Genomic DNA, 12,338 nt, shown 5'->3' with positions numbered 1-12,338 from the left:
GAGCCTACACAGGGCCGACCCTGCCTGTTCCGCCCGTGGCCAGCGGGGAGGCCTGGCTCGGACGGCCTCACCGCGGCGGTGTCAGGGCAGGGTGGACAGGTCCCTCGGGTCGGTGTTCGCCCCGCACAGGACGACGGCGACACGCTCGTCGGGCCCGGCGGTCCAGGCACCGCTGAACAGGGCGGCCGCGGCGGTGGCTCCGGCCGGCTCGACGACAAGGCGCAGCTCGTCCCACAGCAGCTGACGGGCGGCGACGATGGCGGACTCGGCCACGAGCACGCTGTCCATGCCGCTCTCCCGGGCCACGGCGAGGGCGATCGCGCCGACCCGGCGTGCGCCGAGGGCGTCGGCGGCGACCCCCGAGACGTCGACGTCGACCGGCCTCCCGGCCGCCAGCGCCGCGTGCAGGGTCGGGATGCGCTCCGGCTCGACGGCCACGACCCGGGCCCGGCCCGCGGTCGCGAGGGCGACCCCGGAGGCCAGACCGCCGCCACCGACCGCCACGAGCACGGTGTCGACCTCGGCCTGCTCGAGCAGCTCCAGGCCGAGCGTGCCCTGGCCGGCGACGACCTCGGGCTGGTCGTAGGCGTGGACCGTCAGGGCCCCGGTCGCCCGGACCGCCTCGGCGCTGGCCTCCAGGGCGTCGGCGTAGAACCCGGGCACCACGCTCACCTGCGCGCCCAAGGCGCGCAGGCGGGCGACCTTGACCGGGCTCGCCGCCTCCGGCACGAAGATGCTGGCCGGTACGCCGAGCTCGCGGGCCGCGTGTGCCACGGCCAGGCCCGCGTTCCCTCCCGAGGCGGCCACGACCCCGGCGCCGGGGAGGGTCCCCTGCTCGCGGGCGGACAGCAGGGTGTTGAAGGCGCCGCGGGCCTTGAAGGAGCCCGAGTGCTGCAGCTGCTCGAGCTTGAGCACCACCGGCCCCGGGGTGTGCAGGAGGGTGCCCTCCACCATCGCGACGGGAGTGCGCCGGACCCGCCCGCGGATCCGCCGAGCGGCGTCCTCGATCTCCCGGAGCGTGGGGACGGCAGGGCTCTGGTCGCTCGGCTCGGGCATGCCCGCGATGCTAGCCACGCACCGGCACCGTGCCGATCCGGCCGCGGGCGACCAGCTCGACGGTGACGAGGACCGCGATCGACTGCACCAGCAGCAGGGCCACGAGCACGACCAGCTGGACCGCCGCGGCCTGCAACGGGGACGCGCCGCCGAGCAGCATCCCGACGAAGGCGCCGGGGAGGGTCACCAGGCCCACGGTCCGGGTCTGGTCCAGGCCCGGGACCAGCGCCAGCGCTGCGTCGTCGCGGGCGACGAGCAGCGCCGCGTCCCGGTCGGACAGCCCGATCGACAGGGCCGCGTCGTACTCCCCGGCCCGGGTGCGCAGCGCGTCCAGGGCCCGGCGCCCGGCCAGGGAGGTGGCCGTCATCGCGTTGCCGATGAGGATGCCGACGATCGGCACGATCGCGATCGTGCGCAGCGGGATCAGCCCGCTGGCCAGCAGCCCGGCCGAGACGGGCGCCGCCGCCAGGGTGACCGGGGCGAAGGCCCAGGCCCACCGGCCCCGCGGTGCAAGGCGCCGGCCCGCGGTCATCGACGCGACGGAGAGCATGACCATGACGAAGGCGAGGGTCAGCCACCACGACCTCAGCACCGCGGTGATGAGCAGGCCGACCACGCCGAGCTGGACGGTGGCCCGCCCCGCCGCCACCACGTCGTCCCGGGCGTGGCCCAGGCCGCCCCGCACGTTGAGCAGGGCCGCCGCCCCGGTGCAGACCAGGATGACCAGGGCGAGGCGGACCAGGCCGCCGGTGCCCTCGACGCTGACCAGGGCCTGCCCCGTCAGGTGGGCGGACGGCATACCGGCTCGGTCCGTGATCATGGCCGCATTGTCCGCCGCGGGCCGGGACGGGCCGCGGGAGGACGCGCGGGACGACCTAGACTGGCCCGGTGATCTCCCGGATTGACCTGCGTGGCCGCGCCCTCGACGTGCGCTCGCTGCGCGAGACGTTGCCCCGAGCGGAGTTCGACGTGGAGGCCGCACTGCAGGCAGTGCGGCCGATCTGCGAGGACGTCCGTCATCGTGGTGCCGACGCCTTGCGTGACCTGGGGGAGCGCTTCGACGGGGTCCGTCCCGAGCAGCTGCGCGTGCCCGCCGATGTGCTGGCCGCGGCCCTGGAGCAGCTCGACCCGGCCGTGCGCGCCGCCCTCGAGGAGTCCATCCGCCGCGCCCGCATCGTCCACGAGGACCAGCGGCGCACCGACGTCACGACCCAGGTGGTGCCCGGCGGCGCCGTGACCGAGCGCTGGCTGCCGGTCGACCGCGTCGGGCTCTACGTCCCCGGCGGCGTGGCCGTCTACCCCAGCAGCGTGGTCATGAACGTCGTGCCCGCCCAGATCGCCGAGGTCGGCTCGATCGCCGTCAGCAGCCCGCCGCAGCGGGACAACACGGGCGTGTTCACCGGCTACCCCCACCCGACGATCCTGGCCGCCTGCGCGCTGCTCGGCGTCGAGGAGGTCTACGCCGTCGGCGGCGCCCAGGCCGTGGCGATGTTCGCCTACGGCGCCCGCGAGGGCGGGCCGCAGGGCGCCAACACCAGCGACGTCCTGTGCGAGCCGGTCAGCCTCGTCACCGGTCCCGGCAACATCTACGTCGCGGCGGCCAAGCGCGCGCTCAAGGGCCTCATCGGCATCGACGCCGAGGCCGGCCCGACCGAGATCGCCGTCCTGGCCGACGAGACCGCCGACGCCGAGCACGTCGCCGCCGACCTGATCAGCCAGGCCGAGCACGACACCCTCGCCGCGTCCGTGCTGGTCACCGACAGCGAGACGCTCATCGCCCGGGTCGAGGAGGCGCTGGCCCGGCGGGTCGCCGCCACCAAGCACACCGAGCGGGTCACGACCGCGCTCGCCGGGCGGCAGTCCGGCATCGTCCTGGTCGACGACCTCGACGCCGGGCTGAAGGTCGTCGACGCCTACGCCGCCGAGCACCTCGAGATCCAGACCCGCGACGCGCGGGCGGTCGCCCTGCGGGTGCGCAACGCCGGCGCCATCTTCGTCGGCCCGTGGGCGCCGGTCAGCCTCGGTGACTACGCCGCCGGCTCCAACCACGTGCTGCCCACCGGCGGGTGCGCCTGCCACAGCAGCGGCCTGTCGGTGCAGTCGTTCCTGCGCGGCATCCACCTCGTCGACTACACCGAGGACGCACTGCGCGACGTCGCGGGCCACGTCGTGACCCTCGCGGGCGCTGAGGACCTGCCCGCGCACGGCGAGGCGGTCACGGCCCGGTTCGGTGACGGCCGGTGACCTCGATCGAACAGCTGCTGCGCCCTGACCTGCGCGGCCGCACTGCCTACGGTGCGCCGCAGCTGGACGTCCCCGTCCGGTTGAACACCAACGAGAACTCGTATGCCGTGCCGGCCGAGGTCGTCGCCGCGATCACCGATGCCGTGGCCGCCGTGGCGCCGGACCTCAACCGCTACCCCGACCGCGAGTTCACCGCCCTGCGCGAGGCGCTGGCCGGCTACCTCACCCGCACCGGCGGCGTGGCGCTCGACCCGGCCCAGCTGTGGGCGGGCAACGGCTCCAACGAGGTCCTGCTGCACCTGGTGCAGGCCTTCGGGGGTCCCGACCGCGTGGCGCTCGGCTTCACCCCGGCCTACTCGATGCACCCGATCATCACCCGCACCACCGGCACCCGGTGGGTCGACGGGCTGCGCGGGGTGCCCGGTGCCGGCGAGTTCGACCTCGACGCCGCCTCAGCCGTGGCCCAGGTCAAGGAGCACCAGCCGCACCTGGTCTTCCTCTGCTCGCCCAACAACCCGACCGGCACCGCCCTCGGCCTCGAGGTGGTCGAGGCGGTCTACGAGGCGGCCCCCTCGGCCGTGGTCGTGGTGGACGAGGCCTACGCCGAGTTCGCCCGCCCCGGCACCCCGAGCGCCCTTACGCTGCTCGAGGGACGGGAGCGGCTCGTGGTCACGCGCACCATGAGCAAGGCCTTCGCCCTCGCCGGCGGCCGGCTGGGCTACCTCGCGGCCACCCCCGAGCTCGTGGACGCCCTGCGCCTGGTGCGCATGCCCTACCACCTGTCCGCGCCCACGCAGGCCGTCGCGTGCGCCGCGCTGGCCCACGCCGACGCGCTGCTGGACACCGTGGAGACGATCAAGGGGCAGCGGGACCGCATCGTCACCGAGCTCGCCGCCCTGGGGCTGCGCCCGGTGCCGAGCGACGCCAACTTCGTGCTCTTCGGCGGCCTCGCCGACGAGCACGCCACGTGGCAGGCCCTGCTGGACGAGGGCGTCCTCGTCCGTGACGTCGGGCTGCCGCACCACCTCCGGGTCACCGCCGGCACCCCCGCGGAGACCGACGCCTTCCTCGCCGCGATGCACCGCCTCGCGCCCACCCACCAGCAGGAGCAGGAGCAGCCCGCATGACCGACCAGGCCATCGACGCCCGCACCACCGCCCCGGCCCGCACCGCGCACATCCGGCGCGCGACCCACGAGAGCACCGTGGAGGTCGAGGTCAACCTCGACGGCACCGGTGAGTCCCAGGTCAGCACCGGAGTCCGGTTCTACGACCACATGCTCGCCAGCCTGGCCAAGCACTCCCTGGTCGACCTGCGCATCCAGGCCACCGGCGACGTCGACGTCGACGCGCACCACACCGTCGAGGACGTGGCGATCGTCCTGGGCGAGGCGCTGCGCGAGGCCCTCGGCGACAAGCGCGGCATCTCCCGCTTCGGTGACGCCACCGTGCCCCTGGACGAGACGCTCGTCCAGGCCGTCGTCGACGTCGCCGGCCGGCCCTACGTCGTCCACACCGGCGAGCCCGAGGGCCAGGCCTACGTGCTCATCGGCGGCACCTACGTGGGCGCCCTGACCCGCCACGTCTTCGAGAGCCTGGCCCACCACGCCGGGATCGCGCTGCACGTGCGCGTCCTCTACGGCCGCGACCCCCACCACCTGGTCGAGGCGCAGTTCAAGGCGGTGGCCCGGGCGCTGCGGGCCGCCGTGGCCAGGGACCCCCGGGTCAGCGGCATCCCCAGCGCGAAGGGCAGCCTGTAGTCCCGTGGACGTGCCGTGGCAGTCGGCCCGCCGGGGGCGGGGCCTGCTGCTGCTGCGTGGCCGGCCCGACGCCGTGGCGGCCTGGTCGCGCCGCGGCCTCGTGCCGGTCCACGTGGTGCCGCTGCCGGGGTGGACGGCTGTCGTGCCGGCCGGCCCTTCACGAGGACCCGCGCCCTACGACGACGCGCTCTCGGTGCTGGCCGCCCGCCCGGTGGCGGGCCGCCTGCGCGAGGCCCTCGGGTTCTTCCTCGTGGAGGAGCGCGCAGTGGTGACCGTGCAGGCCGGCGCGCGTCGCGCGATACAGCGGTGGGCGGTCTGGGAGCCCGGCCAGGGCGTCGTGCGCGACTCCGACCTGCCGCTCGGTGCGCCCGACGAGCTGGTCGAGGTGGCGGGCCTGCGGGACCGGCGCGCGGTGCGCGACGTCGCCGGGTTGCTGCGGGACCCCGGCGGTGACGCCGGCGGGCTCCTCACCACGCTGCTCGGGCTGCTCGACCTGCCCGGTGCGGAGCTGCTGCACGACCCCGGACGCGCTGCCGGGATGGACGGCGCACTGCTGGTGGAGCCCGACGAGCACCACCTGGCGACATTCGACTCGATCGTCTCGGACGAGGCCCGGCTGCGGGCCGAGATGGAAGGACACTAGATGGCGGCCCGTGTGGTGGTGCTCGACTACGGCAGCGGCAACGTCCGCTCGGCGGTGCGGGCTCTCGAGCGCGTCGGCGCGGACGTCGAGCTGACGGCCGACCGCGCCGCGGTGCTGGCCGCGGACGGCCTGCTGGTGCCTGGCGTGGGCAACTTCCACGCCTGTATGCGCGGGCTGCGGGCCGTGGCCGGCCCTCGCCTCATCGAGACGCGCCTGTCCGGCGGCCGGCCGGTGCTCGGCGTCTGCGTCGGCATGCAGGTGCTCTTCGAGGGCTCGGCCGAGCCCAGCGTCGACGGCGAGGAGCCGGGCCTGGGGGAGTGGCCGGGACTGGTGGAGCGGCTCCAGGCCGACGTCGTGCCGCACATGGGCTGGTCCCGGGTCGAGACCCCGGAGGGCACGCGCCTGTTCGCCGGCATCGAGCAGGAGCGCTTCTACTTCGTGCACTCCTACGCCGCCCGGCACTGGAAGCTCGACCCCCAGGGCGCCTTCGCGGCCATGGCGCCGAAGGTGACCTGGAGCCAGCACGGGGAGCGGTTCGTCGCCGCGGTCGAGAACGGCCCGCTCGCAGCCACCCAGTTCCACCCCGAGAAGTCCGGCGACGCCGGAGCCCACCTGCTGCGCAACTGGGTGCAGTCGCTCTGAGCGCCTGATCCCCACAACGCCCACAACGCCCACAACACAAGGAGATTCGTGACCACTGCACCCCGCCTCGAGCTGCTGCCCGCCGTCGACGTCGCCGGTGGCCGGGCCGTCCAGCTGGTCCAGGGGGTCGCCGGCAGCGGCGGCGAGTTCGGCGACCCGTGGGAGGCCGCCCTGGCCTGGCAGGAGCAGGGCGCCGAGTGGCTGCACCTGGTCGACCTCGACGCGGCGTTCGGCCGCGGCGCCAACCGTGAGCTGCTGGCCAGCATCGTGGGCCGGCTGGACATCAAGGTCGAGATGTCCGGCGGCATCCGCGACGCCGAGACCCTCGAGGCCGCCCTCGCGACCGGCTGCCGCCGGGTCAACCTGGGCACCGCGGCGCTGGAGAACCCGGAGTGGACCGCCCGCGCGATCGCCGAGCACGGCGACCGCGTGGCCGTGGGCCTGGACGTCCGCGGCACGACCCTGGCTGCCCGCGGGTGGACCCAGGAGGGCGGCGACCTGTGGGAGACGCTGGGCCGCCTCGACGGTGAGGGCTGCGCGCGCTACGTCGTCACCGACGTCAACAAGGACGGCATGCTCAAGGGCCCGAACCTGGACCTGCTGCGCGAGGTCTGCGCCCGCACGGACCGCCCTGTCGTGGCCTCCGGTGGCGTCTCGACCCTGGCGGACATCGAGGCGATCCGCGGCCTGGTCCCGCTGGGGGTCGAGGGCGCGATCGTCGGGTCGGCGCTCTACCGCGGGGCGTTCACCCTGCCCGACGCGCTCGACGTCGCCGGCCGGCCGTGACGGCCCGGCAGCTCGACCGCACCGGCGGCCCGTGGGAGGACCTGTTCGGCTACTCGCGCGCGGTCCGGGTGGGGGAGTCGGTCCACGTCTCCGGGTGCACCGCCGTCGTGGACGGTCGGGTGCAGCACCCCGGCGACGCCGGTGCCCAGGCCGCACTGGCGCTGGATGCCGCGCTCGCGTCGCTGGCCCGCCTCGGCGGGAGCGCGGCCGACGTGGTGCGCACGCGGATGTACGTCGTGGACCGGGCTGACTGCGAGGCCGTCGGCCGGGCCCACGGTGAGCGGTTCGCCGGGGTCGGGCCGGCCGCGACCATGGTGGTCGTCGCCGGCCTGATCGACCCGGCGATGCTCGTCGAGATCGAGGTCGACGCGGTGCTGTCGGCCGCACGCCAGGAGGAGCAGTGAGCCACGACTCCGCCGGGATCCCGTTCACGGGACGGCAGCTGAGCGGCACCGGGTTCGACGACGACACCGGCGCCGCGGACGCCGCGCTGATGCAGGCCGTCGCCCACCGTGAGGACGAGCGGGCCCTGGTGGCGGCCGTCGCCGCGGCCCGGCTCATCGTGCCGATCGTCGCCGCCCCGACCGAGGTGGACGAGTCCGGCGACCTCGCCGTGGAGAAGTCCACCGACATGGCCGTGGTGACGCTGACCGCCCCGGACGGGCAGCGCGCCCTGCCGGTCTTCAGCAGCGTCGCGGCGCTGCTGGCCTGGGACCCCCAGGCCCGGCCCTCGCCGGTCACCAGCGCCCTGGCCGCCCAGGCGGCGGTCCAGGAGCGGTGTGACGTCATGGTGCTCGACCTCGGCTCGGGCCGGCCGGTCGTCCTGCGCCCGAGCATGCTGTGGGCCCTGGCGCAGCAGCGCGAGTGGCTGCCCGCCCACGAGGACCCGTTCATCGCCCAGGCGCTCGAGCGGGCGGCCGCCGAGGAGCCCGACCTGATCGACCTCGCCGCCGAGGCCGGTGAGCCGGGCACCGGCACGCTGCGGGTCGTCCTCGGACTGCGTCCCGGCCTCGACCAGGCGCAGGTCCAGGCGCTGGCGACCCGGGTGGGCGAGCGGATCGCCACCGACGGCGAGGCTCGCGCCCGGATCGACGCGCTGGCCTTCGCGATCCGCCAGGCCTGAGGTCGCCGTCGCCGTCGCCGTCGCCGTCGCCGTCGCCGTCGCCGTCGCCGTCGCCGGTCGCCGTTGGCTCAGGCGTGCGGCGACGCGAGCTCGGTGACGCCCACCACGGCGTCGGTGTTCAGTGGCCCGTAGACGTGCGGGAACTCCTCGCCCGTCTGCGGGTTGCCCACCTCGCGCACCAGCGGTGAGGTCAGTCGCGCCTCGTCGATCTCCAGCAGCACCAACGGATCCGGGTATGCCGCGTAGAACGCCCGCCGCACCACCGGCCACTGCTGCGCCGACGAGCAGTGGATGAACCCCTCCTGCTCGAGGGTCCGCCCCAGCGTCGACTGCCCATAGCTCCCCGAGACCTGCGCGGCCTCCCAGTGCTGTTGCTCTGCCAGGTGGTAGATCGTCACGCCGCGACGCTACCCCGGTGCGCCGGGCCTCTGGTGAAGGGTTGACCACACCCGGGTGTGGTCAACCCTTCACCAAGGACGAATGGCGTTGCGGGGAAATGGATGGAGCGCCGTCGGTGGCCCGTGGGAGCCTGCCGGTATGCCGTTCGCCCGCTACCGACGTGTGCTCGCCGTCCCGGCGGCCAGGAGTGCGCTGCTGCTCGGTCTGTTCCTGCGCATCCCGATGTTCGCCGGGGGCGTGGTGCTCACCCTGCACATCGTGCAGACCCTGCACCGCAGCTACGCCGAGGCCGGGATCGTCTCCGCGCTCGCCACCGTCTGCATCGCCGTCAGCGGCCCGTGGCGCGGGCGGCTGCTCGACCGCCTCGGCCTGCGGCGCACGGTGCTTCCCTCGATCGTGGTGACTGCACTGGTCTGGTCGGTCGCGCCGTTCGTCAGCTTCGTGCCGCTGCTGCTCCTGGCGATCCCGGCCGGCCTGTTCGTCACGCCCACGTTCTCGATCCTGCGCCAGGCGATCATCGCCGCCATCTCCGAGGAGCAGCGGCGTACCGCGCTGTCGCTGGACTCGGTGGGCGTGGAGCTCTCCTTCATGCTCGGCCCGGTGCTCGGGGTGTGGGCGGCCACGACGTGGTCGACGACGTGGGTGCTCTTCACCGCCGAGATGCTGACCGTGGTCGGCGCGATCGCGGTCTGGGTGGTCAACCCGGTCATGCGCAGCGAGGGCCACGACGCCGACGCGGCTCACCTGCCCCGGCGCGAGTGGTTCAGCGGGGCGTTCGTGGCCGTCCTTGCGGCCGCCGCGGCCACCACCATGGTGCTCTCCGGCTGCGACGTGGCCTTCGTTGCCGCGATGCGCGGGTTCGGCGCGGTCGGCTCGCTCGGTCCGGTGCTGGCGGTCTGGGGCCTGGGGTCGGCGATCGGCGGCCTCGTCTACGGCGCGCTCCACCGCTCGCTGCCCGTCTTCGGCCTGCTGGCCGGGCTCGGCCTGGCGACGCTGCCGCTCGCCCTGGCCGGCGGCCCGGTCAGTCTGGCGCTGCTGTCGTTCGTGGCCGGCCTGCTCTGTGCCCCGACGATCACGGCCACGGTCGACGCGGTCAGCCGGGTCGTGGACGAGCGGGCCCGGGGCGAAGCCATGGGCTGGCACGGATCAGCCATGACCGCCGGCTCGGCTCTGGGCGCCCCGGTCGCCGGGGCCATGATCGACCTGCAGGGCTTCGAGGGCGGCTTCGTCCTCGTCGGCGCCCTCGGCGTGCTCGTTGCCGCCGGCGGCTGGGGGACGGTCGCGGTGCGCCGTCGTCGCCGGGCCGGTGCCGAGCTCGCACCTGCCCCCAGCGCCTGAGCCGCCCCTGAGCCTGTGCCTGAGTCGGCGCCTGAGCCGGCCCCCGAGCTTCCGGGGCCCGCTCAGGCGTCCTCAGCGCAGCGCGGAGCGCCCCGGCTCCTCCGCCGCCAGCATCGGGGCCATCGTCTGCCGGAGCTCCTCGACGAGCGTGGCGAACTCGTGGGGCCGGCGACGGGCCGTCCACCACCCGAGCGCCGCGCTGACCGGCGCCAGGAGGCCGCACACGAGGGCGTCGGCCCCGGGGGGTCGCTCGGTCAGCAGGAGGGTGACGCAGACCGCCGTCGTGGCGGCGGCGACCAGGAGCTGCCACCGGGGCACGAGCACCGCCAGCAGCGACTCCCGGACCACGGCGCGCAGCTCGACACCCGAGCCGCCTGCCGCGGCGGGCACCAGCCGGCCGTCCAGGAGCGGGCGGCCCGTCCCGCCGCCGGTCGGTCCGCCCCTGGTGCTCTGGCGCAGCCGGACCGTGCCGTCGTCACCCACGTGCACCCGGGGCCCCCGCCAGCCGTGGGCGTGGGTCCGGACGCGCAGCAGTGCGACGGCGGAGGCCACGTCGAGGGCCCCCACCGGCAGCACGATGTCCTGCTGCAGCCGTCGCACGGGTGTCCTCGCCGGCTCAGACGACCGAGCCGGTGAGCTTCTCGCCCGGGCCCTGGCCGGGCGCGTCGGGGTAGACCGACGCCTCCCGGAAGGCCAGCTGCAGCGACTTCAGGCCGTCGCGCAGGGGAGCGGCGTGCTGGCTGCCGATGTCGGGGGCGGCGGCGGTGACCAGCCCGGCGAGGGCGTTGATCAGCCGGCGGGCCTCGTCGAGGTCCTTGAGGTCCTCGGCGTCGGGGCCCTCGGCCAGCCCGCACTTCACGGCGGCGGCGCTCATCAGGTGCACCGCGGCGGTGGTGATGATCTCCACGGCGGGCACCTCGGCGATGTCGCGCAGCTGCGCGTCCACCGCCGCGTCCGCAGCCGGGTCGGGGGAGGCGCCGGCGGCAGCGTCGGCCGCTGCGGGGGCGTCGCCCATGGTCAGGGGGTCAGGATTGGGATTCTGCGGGTCCACGCTGGTAGCCTTGCAGATCGACCGGCTGTGACTCGACGGTGCCCCCGGGCAGCGACCGGGTCACAGCGTGCAAGAGAAGCCAGCACCACCGCTTCCACCCGCATCGACACCAGTCGTCGGGTTCCAGGTCCCGCCCGCCACGAGCGGGCCGCCTCAATCGGAGGGGCGGCTCACCCGCGGCGGTCAGCGTATGACACGTGGCCAGCCACCCGTCATACCGGCGGTTCTTGGTCCGGATGCCCAGGCTCCTCGCGCACTCAGGTGGCGAGGAGCCTTCTTCGTCCCCCGCCGGCACCGTGACACTGACTCAAGGAGACAAACATCAGCGAGCCTCGTATCAACGACCGCATCCGGGTCCCGGAAGTGCGGTTGGTTGGCCCCAATGGTGAGCAGGTCGGCATCGTCCGTGTGGAGGACGCCCTGCGTCTGGCCGCGGAGGCGGACCTCGACCTCGTCGAGGTGGCCCCCATGGCCAAGCCTCCGGTCGCCAAGCTCATGGACTTCGGCAAGTTCAAGTACGAAGCCGCCATGAAGGCGCGGGAAGCCCGCAAGAACCAGGTCAACACGGTCATCAAGGAGATCAAGCTCCGCCCGAAGATCGACCCGCACGACTACGGCACGAAGAAGGGCCACGTCGAGCGGTTCCTCAAGGCCGGTGACAAGGTCAAGGTGACGATCATGTTCCGTGGTCGCGAGCAGTCGCGTCCGGAGCTGGGCTTCCGCCTGCTGCAGCGCCTCGCCCAGGACGTCGCCGAGCTCGGCTTCGTCGAGAGCGCGCCCAAGCAGGACGGCCGCAACATGATCATGGTGCTCGGGCCGACCCGCAAGAAGGCCGAGGCCAAGGCCGAGCAGCGTCGTCGTCGTGAGGACGCCGCGGCGCCGCATGCCGCCGAGGCCCCGGCCACCGAGGCCGACACCCAGGCCGACGCGCCGGCGCCGGCCGAGGCCAGCGCCCCGGCGCAGACCGAGGCCGCGGCCCCGGAGGCCCAGGCCGCCGACTGACGGCCGACCGTCGCCCCCGGGCGACACCAGACCACAGCAAGCACGACTGAAGGAGATCGGCTTCCCATGCCGAAGATGAAGAGCCACAGCGGCGCCAAGAAGCGTTTCCGGGTCACCGGCAAGGGCAAGGTCATGCGCGAGCAGGCCGGCGGCCGCCACCTGCTGGAGCACAAGTCCTCCCGCAAGATGCGTTCCATCGCGAACGACGTCGAGCTGGCCAAGCCCGACGCGAAGAAGATCAAGAAGCTCCTCGGCAAGTAACCGAGATTCACCCAGTCGATCCCAGCGACCGAGT

The 12,338-nt window shown here is 74.5% G+C and carries 16 protein-coding genes; 11 read left to right on the top strand and 5 right to left on the bottom strand.

The genetic code is table 11. From position 1 onward, the window contains the following. Positions 1 to 81 precede the first annotated feature (81 nt). Both AC3ANM_RS04215 and AC3ANM_RS04210 read right to left on the bottom strand, forming a co-directional pair. Complete coding sequence (locus AC3ANM_RS04215; protein ID WP_488286888.1) at positions 82 to 1,056, bottom strand: threonine/serine dehydratase; 975 nt, start codon at positions 1,054 to 1,056, stop codon at positions 82 to 84. A gap of 10 nt (positions 1,057 to 1,066) precedes the next feature. Next, the gene (locus AC3ANM_RS04210) at positions 1,067 to 1,876 is read right to left on the bottom strand and encodes an ABC transporter permease (RefSeq protein WP_488286887.1); all 810 of its coding nucleotides are present in this window, start codon (positions 1,874 to 1,876) and stop codon (positions 1,067 to 1,069) included. A 68-nt stretch (positions 1,877 to 1,944) separates the two neighbouring features. Here AC3ANM_RS04210 and hisD point away from each other — a divergent pair, with 68 nt between their 5' ends. Genes hisD through AC3ANM_RS04170 form a run of 8 tightly spaced genes read left to right on the top strand, consistent with a single transcriptional unit; the run spans position 1,945 to position 8,253 of the window. Further along, on the top strand, positions 1,945 to 3,300 hold the full coding sequence (gene hisD / locus AC3ANM_RS04205) for a histidinol dehydrogenase (protein ID WP_488286886.1): 1,356 nt from the start codon (positions 1,945 to 1,947) through the stop codon (positions 3,298 to 3,300). Continuing rightward, positions 3,297 to 4,427 carry a histidinol-phosphate transaminase gene (locus tag AC3ANM_RS04200; RefSeq protein ID WP_488286885.1) on the top strand — a complete coding sequence of 377 codons (1,131 nt, stop codon included), beginning with the start codon at positions 3,297 to 3,299 and terminating at the stop codon, positions 4,425 to 4,427. Before hisD ends, AC3ANM_RS04200 begins: the two co-directional genes overlap by 4 nt. Beyond that, positions 4,424 to 5,059: an imidazoleglycerol-phosphate dehydratase HisB gene (gene hisB / locus AC3ANM_RS04195; RefSeq protein ID WP_488286884.1), complete on the top strand. Its 636-nt coding sequence runs from the start codon at positions 4,424 to 4,426 to the stop codon at positions 5,057 to 5,059. Before AC3ANM_RS04200 ends, hisB begins: the two co-directional genes overlap by 4 nt. 4 nt (positions 5,060 to 5,063) lie before the next feature. Further along, positions 5,064 to 5,702 (top strand): hypothetical protein, encoded by a 639-nt coding sequence (locus AC3ANM_RS04190; RefSeq protein ID WP_488286883.1) that lies wholly within the window; start codon positions 5,064 to 5,066, stop codon positions 5,700 to 5,702. After that, positions 5,703 to 6,344: an imidazole glycerol phosphate synthase subunit HisH gene (gene hisH / locus AC3ANM_RS04185; RefSeq protein WP_488286882.1), complete on the top strand. Its 642-nt coding sequence runs from the start codon at positions 5,703 to 5,705 to the stop codon at positions 6,342 to 6,344. It abuts the gene before it with no gap. A gap of 48 nt (positions 6,345 to 6,392) precedes the next feature. Further along, complete coding sequence (gene priA, locus AC3ANM_RS04180; protein WP_488286881.1) at positions 6,393 to 7,130, top strand: bifunctional 1-(5-phosphoribosyl)-5-((5-phosphoribosylamino)methylideneamino)imidazole-4-carboxamide isomerase/phosphoribosylanthranilate isomerase PriA; 738 nt, start codon at positions 6,393 to 6,395, stop codon at positions 7,128 to 7,130. After that, positions 7,127 to 7,534: a RidA family protein gene (locus AC3ANM_RS04175; RefSeq protein ID WP_488286880.1), complete on the top strand. Its 408-nt coding sequence runs from the start codon at positions 7,127 to 7,129 to the stop codon at positions 7,532 to 7,534. The genes priA and AC3ANM_RS04175 overlap by 4 nt, the downstream gene beginning before the upstream one ends. Continuing rightward, on the top strand, positions 7,531 to 8,253 hold the full coding sequence (locus AC3ANM_RS04170) for an SseB family protein (RefSeq protein WP_488286879.1): 723 nt from the start codon (positions 7,531 to 7,533) through the stop codon (positions 8,251 to 8,253). The genes AC3ANM_RS04175 and AC3ANM_RS04170 overlap by 4 nt, the downstream gene beginning before the upstream one ends. Positions 8,254 to 8,321: 68 nt before the next feature. Here AC3ANM_RS04170 and AC3ANM_RS04165 read toward each other — a convergent pair whose 3' ends face one another. Next, on the bottom strand, positions 8,322 to 8,651 hold the full coding sequence (locus tag AC3ANM_RS04165) for a DUF952 domain-containing protein (protein ID WP_488286878.1): 330 nt from the start codon (positions 8,649 to 8,651) through the stop codon (positions 8,322 to 8,324). Positions 8,652 to 8,790: 139 nt separating this feature from the next. Here AC3ANM_RS04165 and AC3ANM_RS04160 point away from each other — a divergent pair, with 139 nt between their 5' ends. After that, entirely contained in the window at positions 8,791 to 9,990 is a 1,200-nt protein-coding gene (locus tag AC3ANM_RS04160) for an MFS transporter (RefSeq protein ID WP_488286877.1), read from the top strand. Positions 9,991 to 10,062: 72 nt separating this feature from the next. On the opposite strand, the gene AC3ANM_RS04155 is transcribed toward AC3ANM_RS04160, so the two are convergent. Together AC3ANM_RS04155 and AC3ANM_RS04150 are read right to left on the bottom strand one after the other, a co-directional pair. Beyond that, entirely contained in the window at positions 10,063 to 10,590 is a 528-nt protein-coding gene (locus tag AC3ANM_RS04155; protein WP_488286876.1) for a hypothetical protein, read from the bottom strand. A 16-nt stretch (positions 10,591 to 10,606) separates the two neighbouring features. Continuing rightward, the gene (locus tag AC3ANM_RS04150) at positions 10,607 to 11,005 is read right to left on the bottom strand and encodes a DUF1844 domain-containing protein (protein ID WP_488286875.1); all 399 of its coding nucleotides are present in this window, start codon (positions 11,003 to 11,005) and stop codon (positions 10,607 to 10,609) included. Between the two features lie 399 nt (positions 11,006 to 11,404). Here AC3ANM_RS04150 and infC point away from each other — a divergent pair, with 399 nt between their 5' ends. Then, complete coding sequence (gene infC / locus AC3ANM_RS04145) at positions 11,405 to 12,043, top strand: translation initiation factor IF-3 (RefSeq protein WP_488286874.1); 639 nt, start codon at positions 11,405 to 11,407, stop codon at positions 12,041 to 12,043. Between the two features lie 66 nt (positions 12,044 to 12,109). Continuing rightward, complete coding sequence (gene rpmI, locus AC3ANM_RS04140) at positions 12,110 to 12,304, top strand: 50S ribosomal protein L35 (RefSeq protein ID WP_331113087.1); 195 nt, start codon at positions 12,110 to 12,112, stop codon at positions 12,302 to 12,304. Positions 12,305 to 12,338: the final 34 nt, after the last annotated feature.

The organism is Oryzihumus sp. JJN4-3R, from assembly GCF_057747915.1.
The sequence above is the reverse complement of the archived record's forward strand: the minus strand, read 5'-3'. Positions and strand labels throughout refer to the sequence as shown.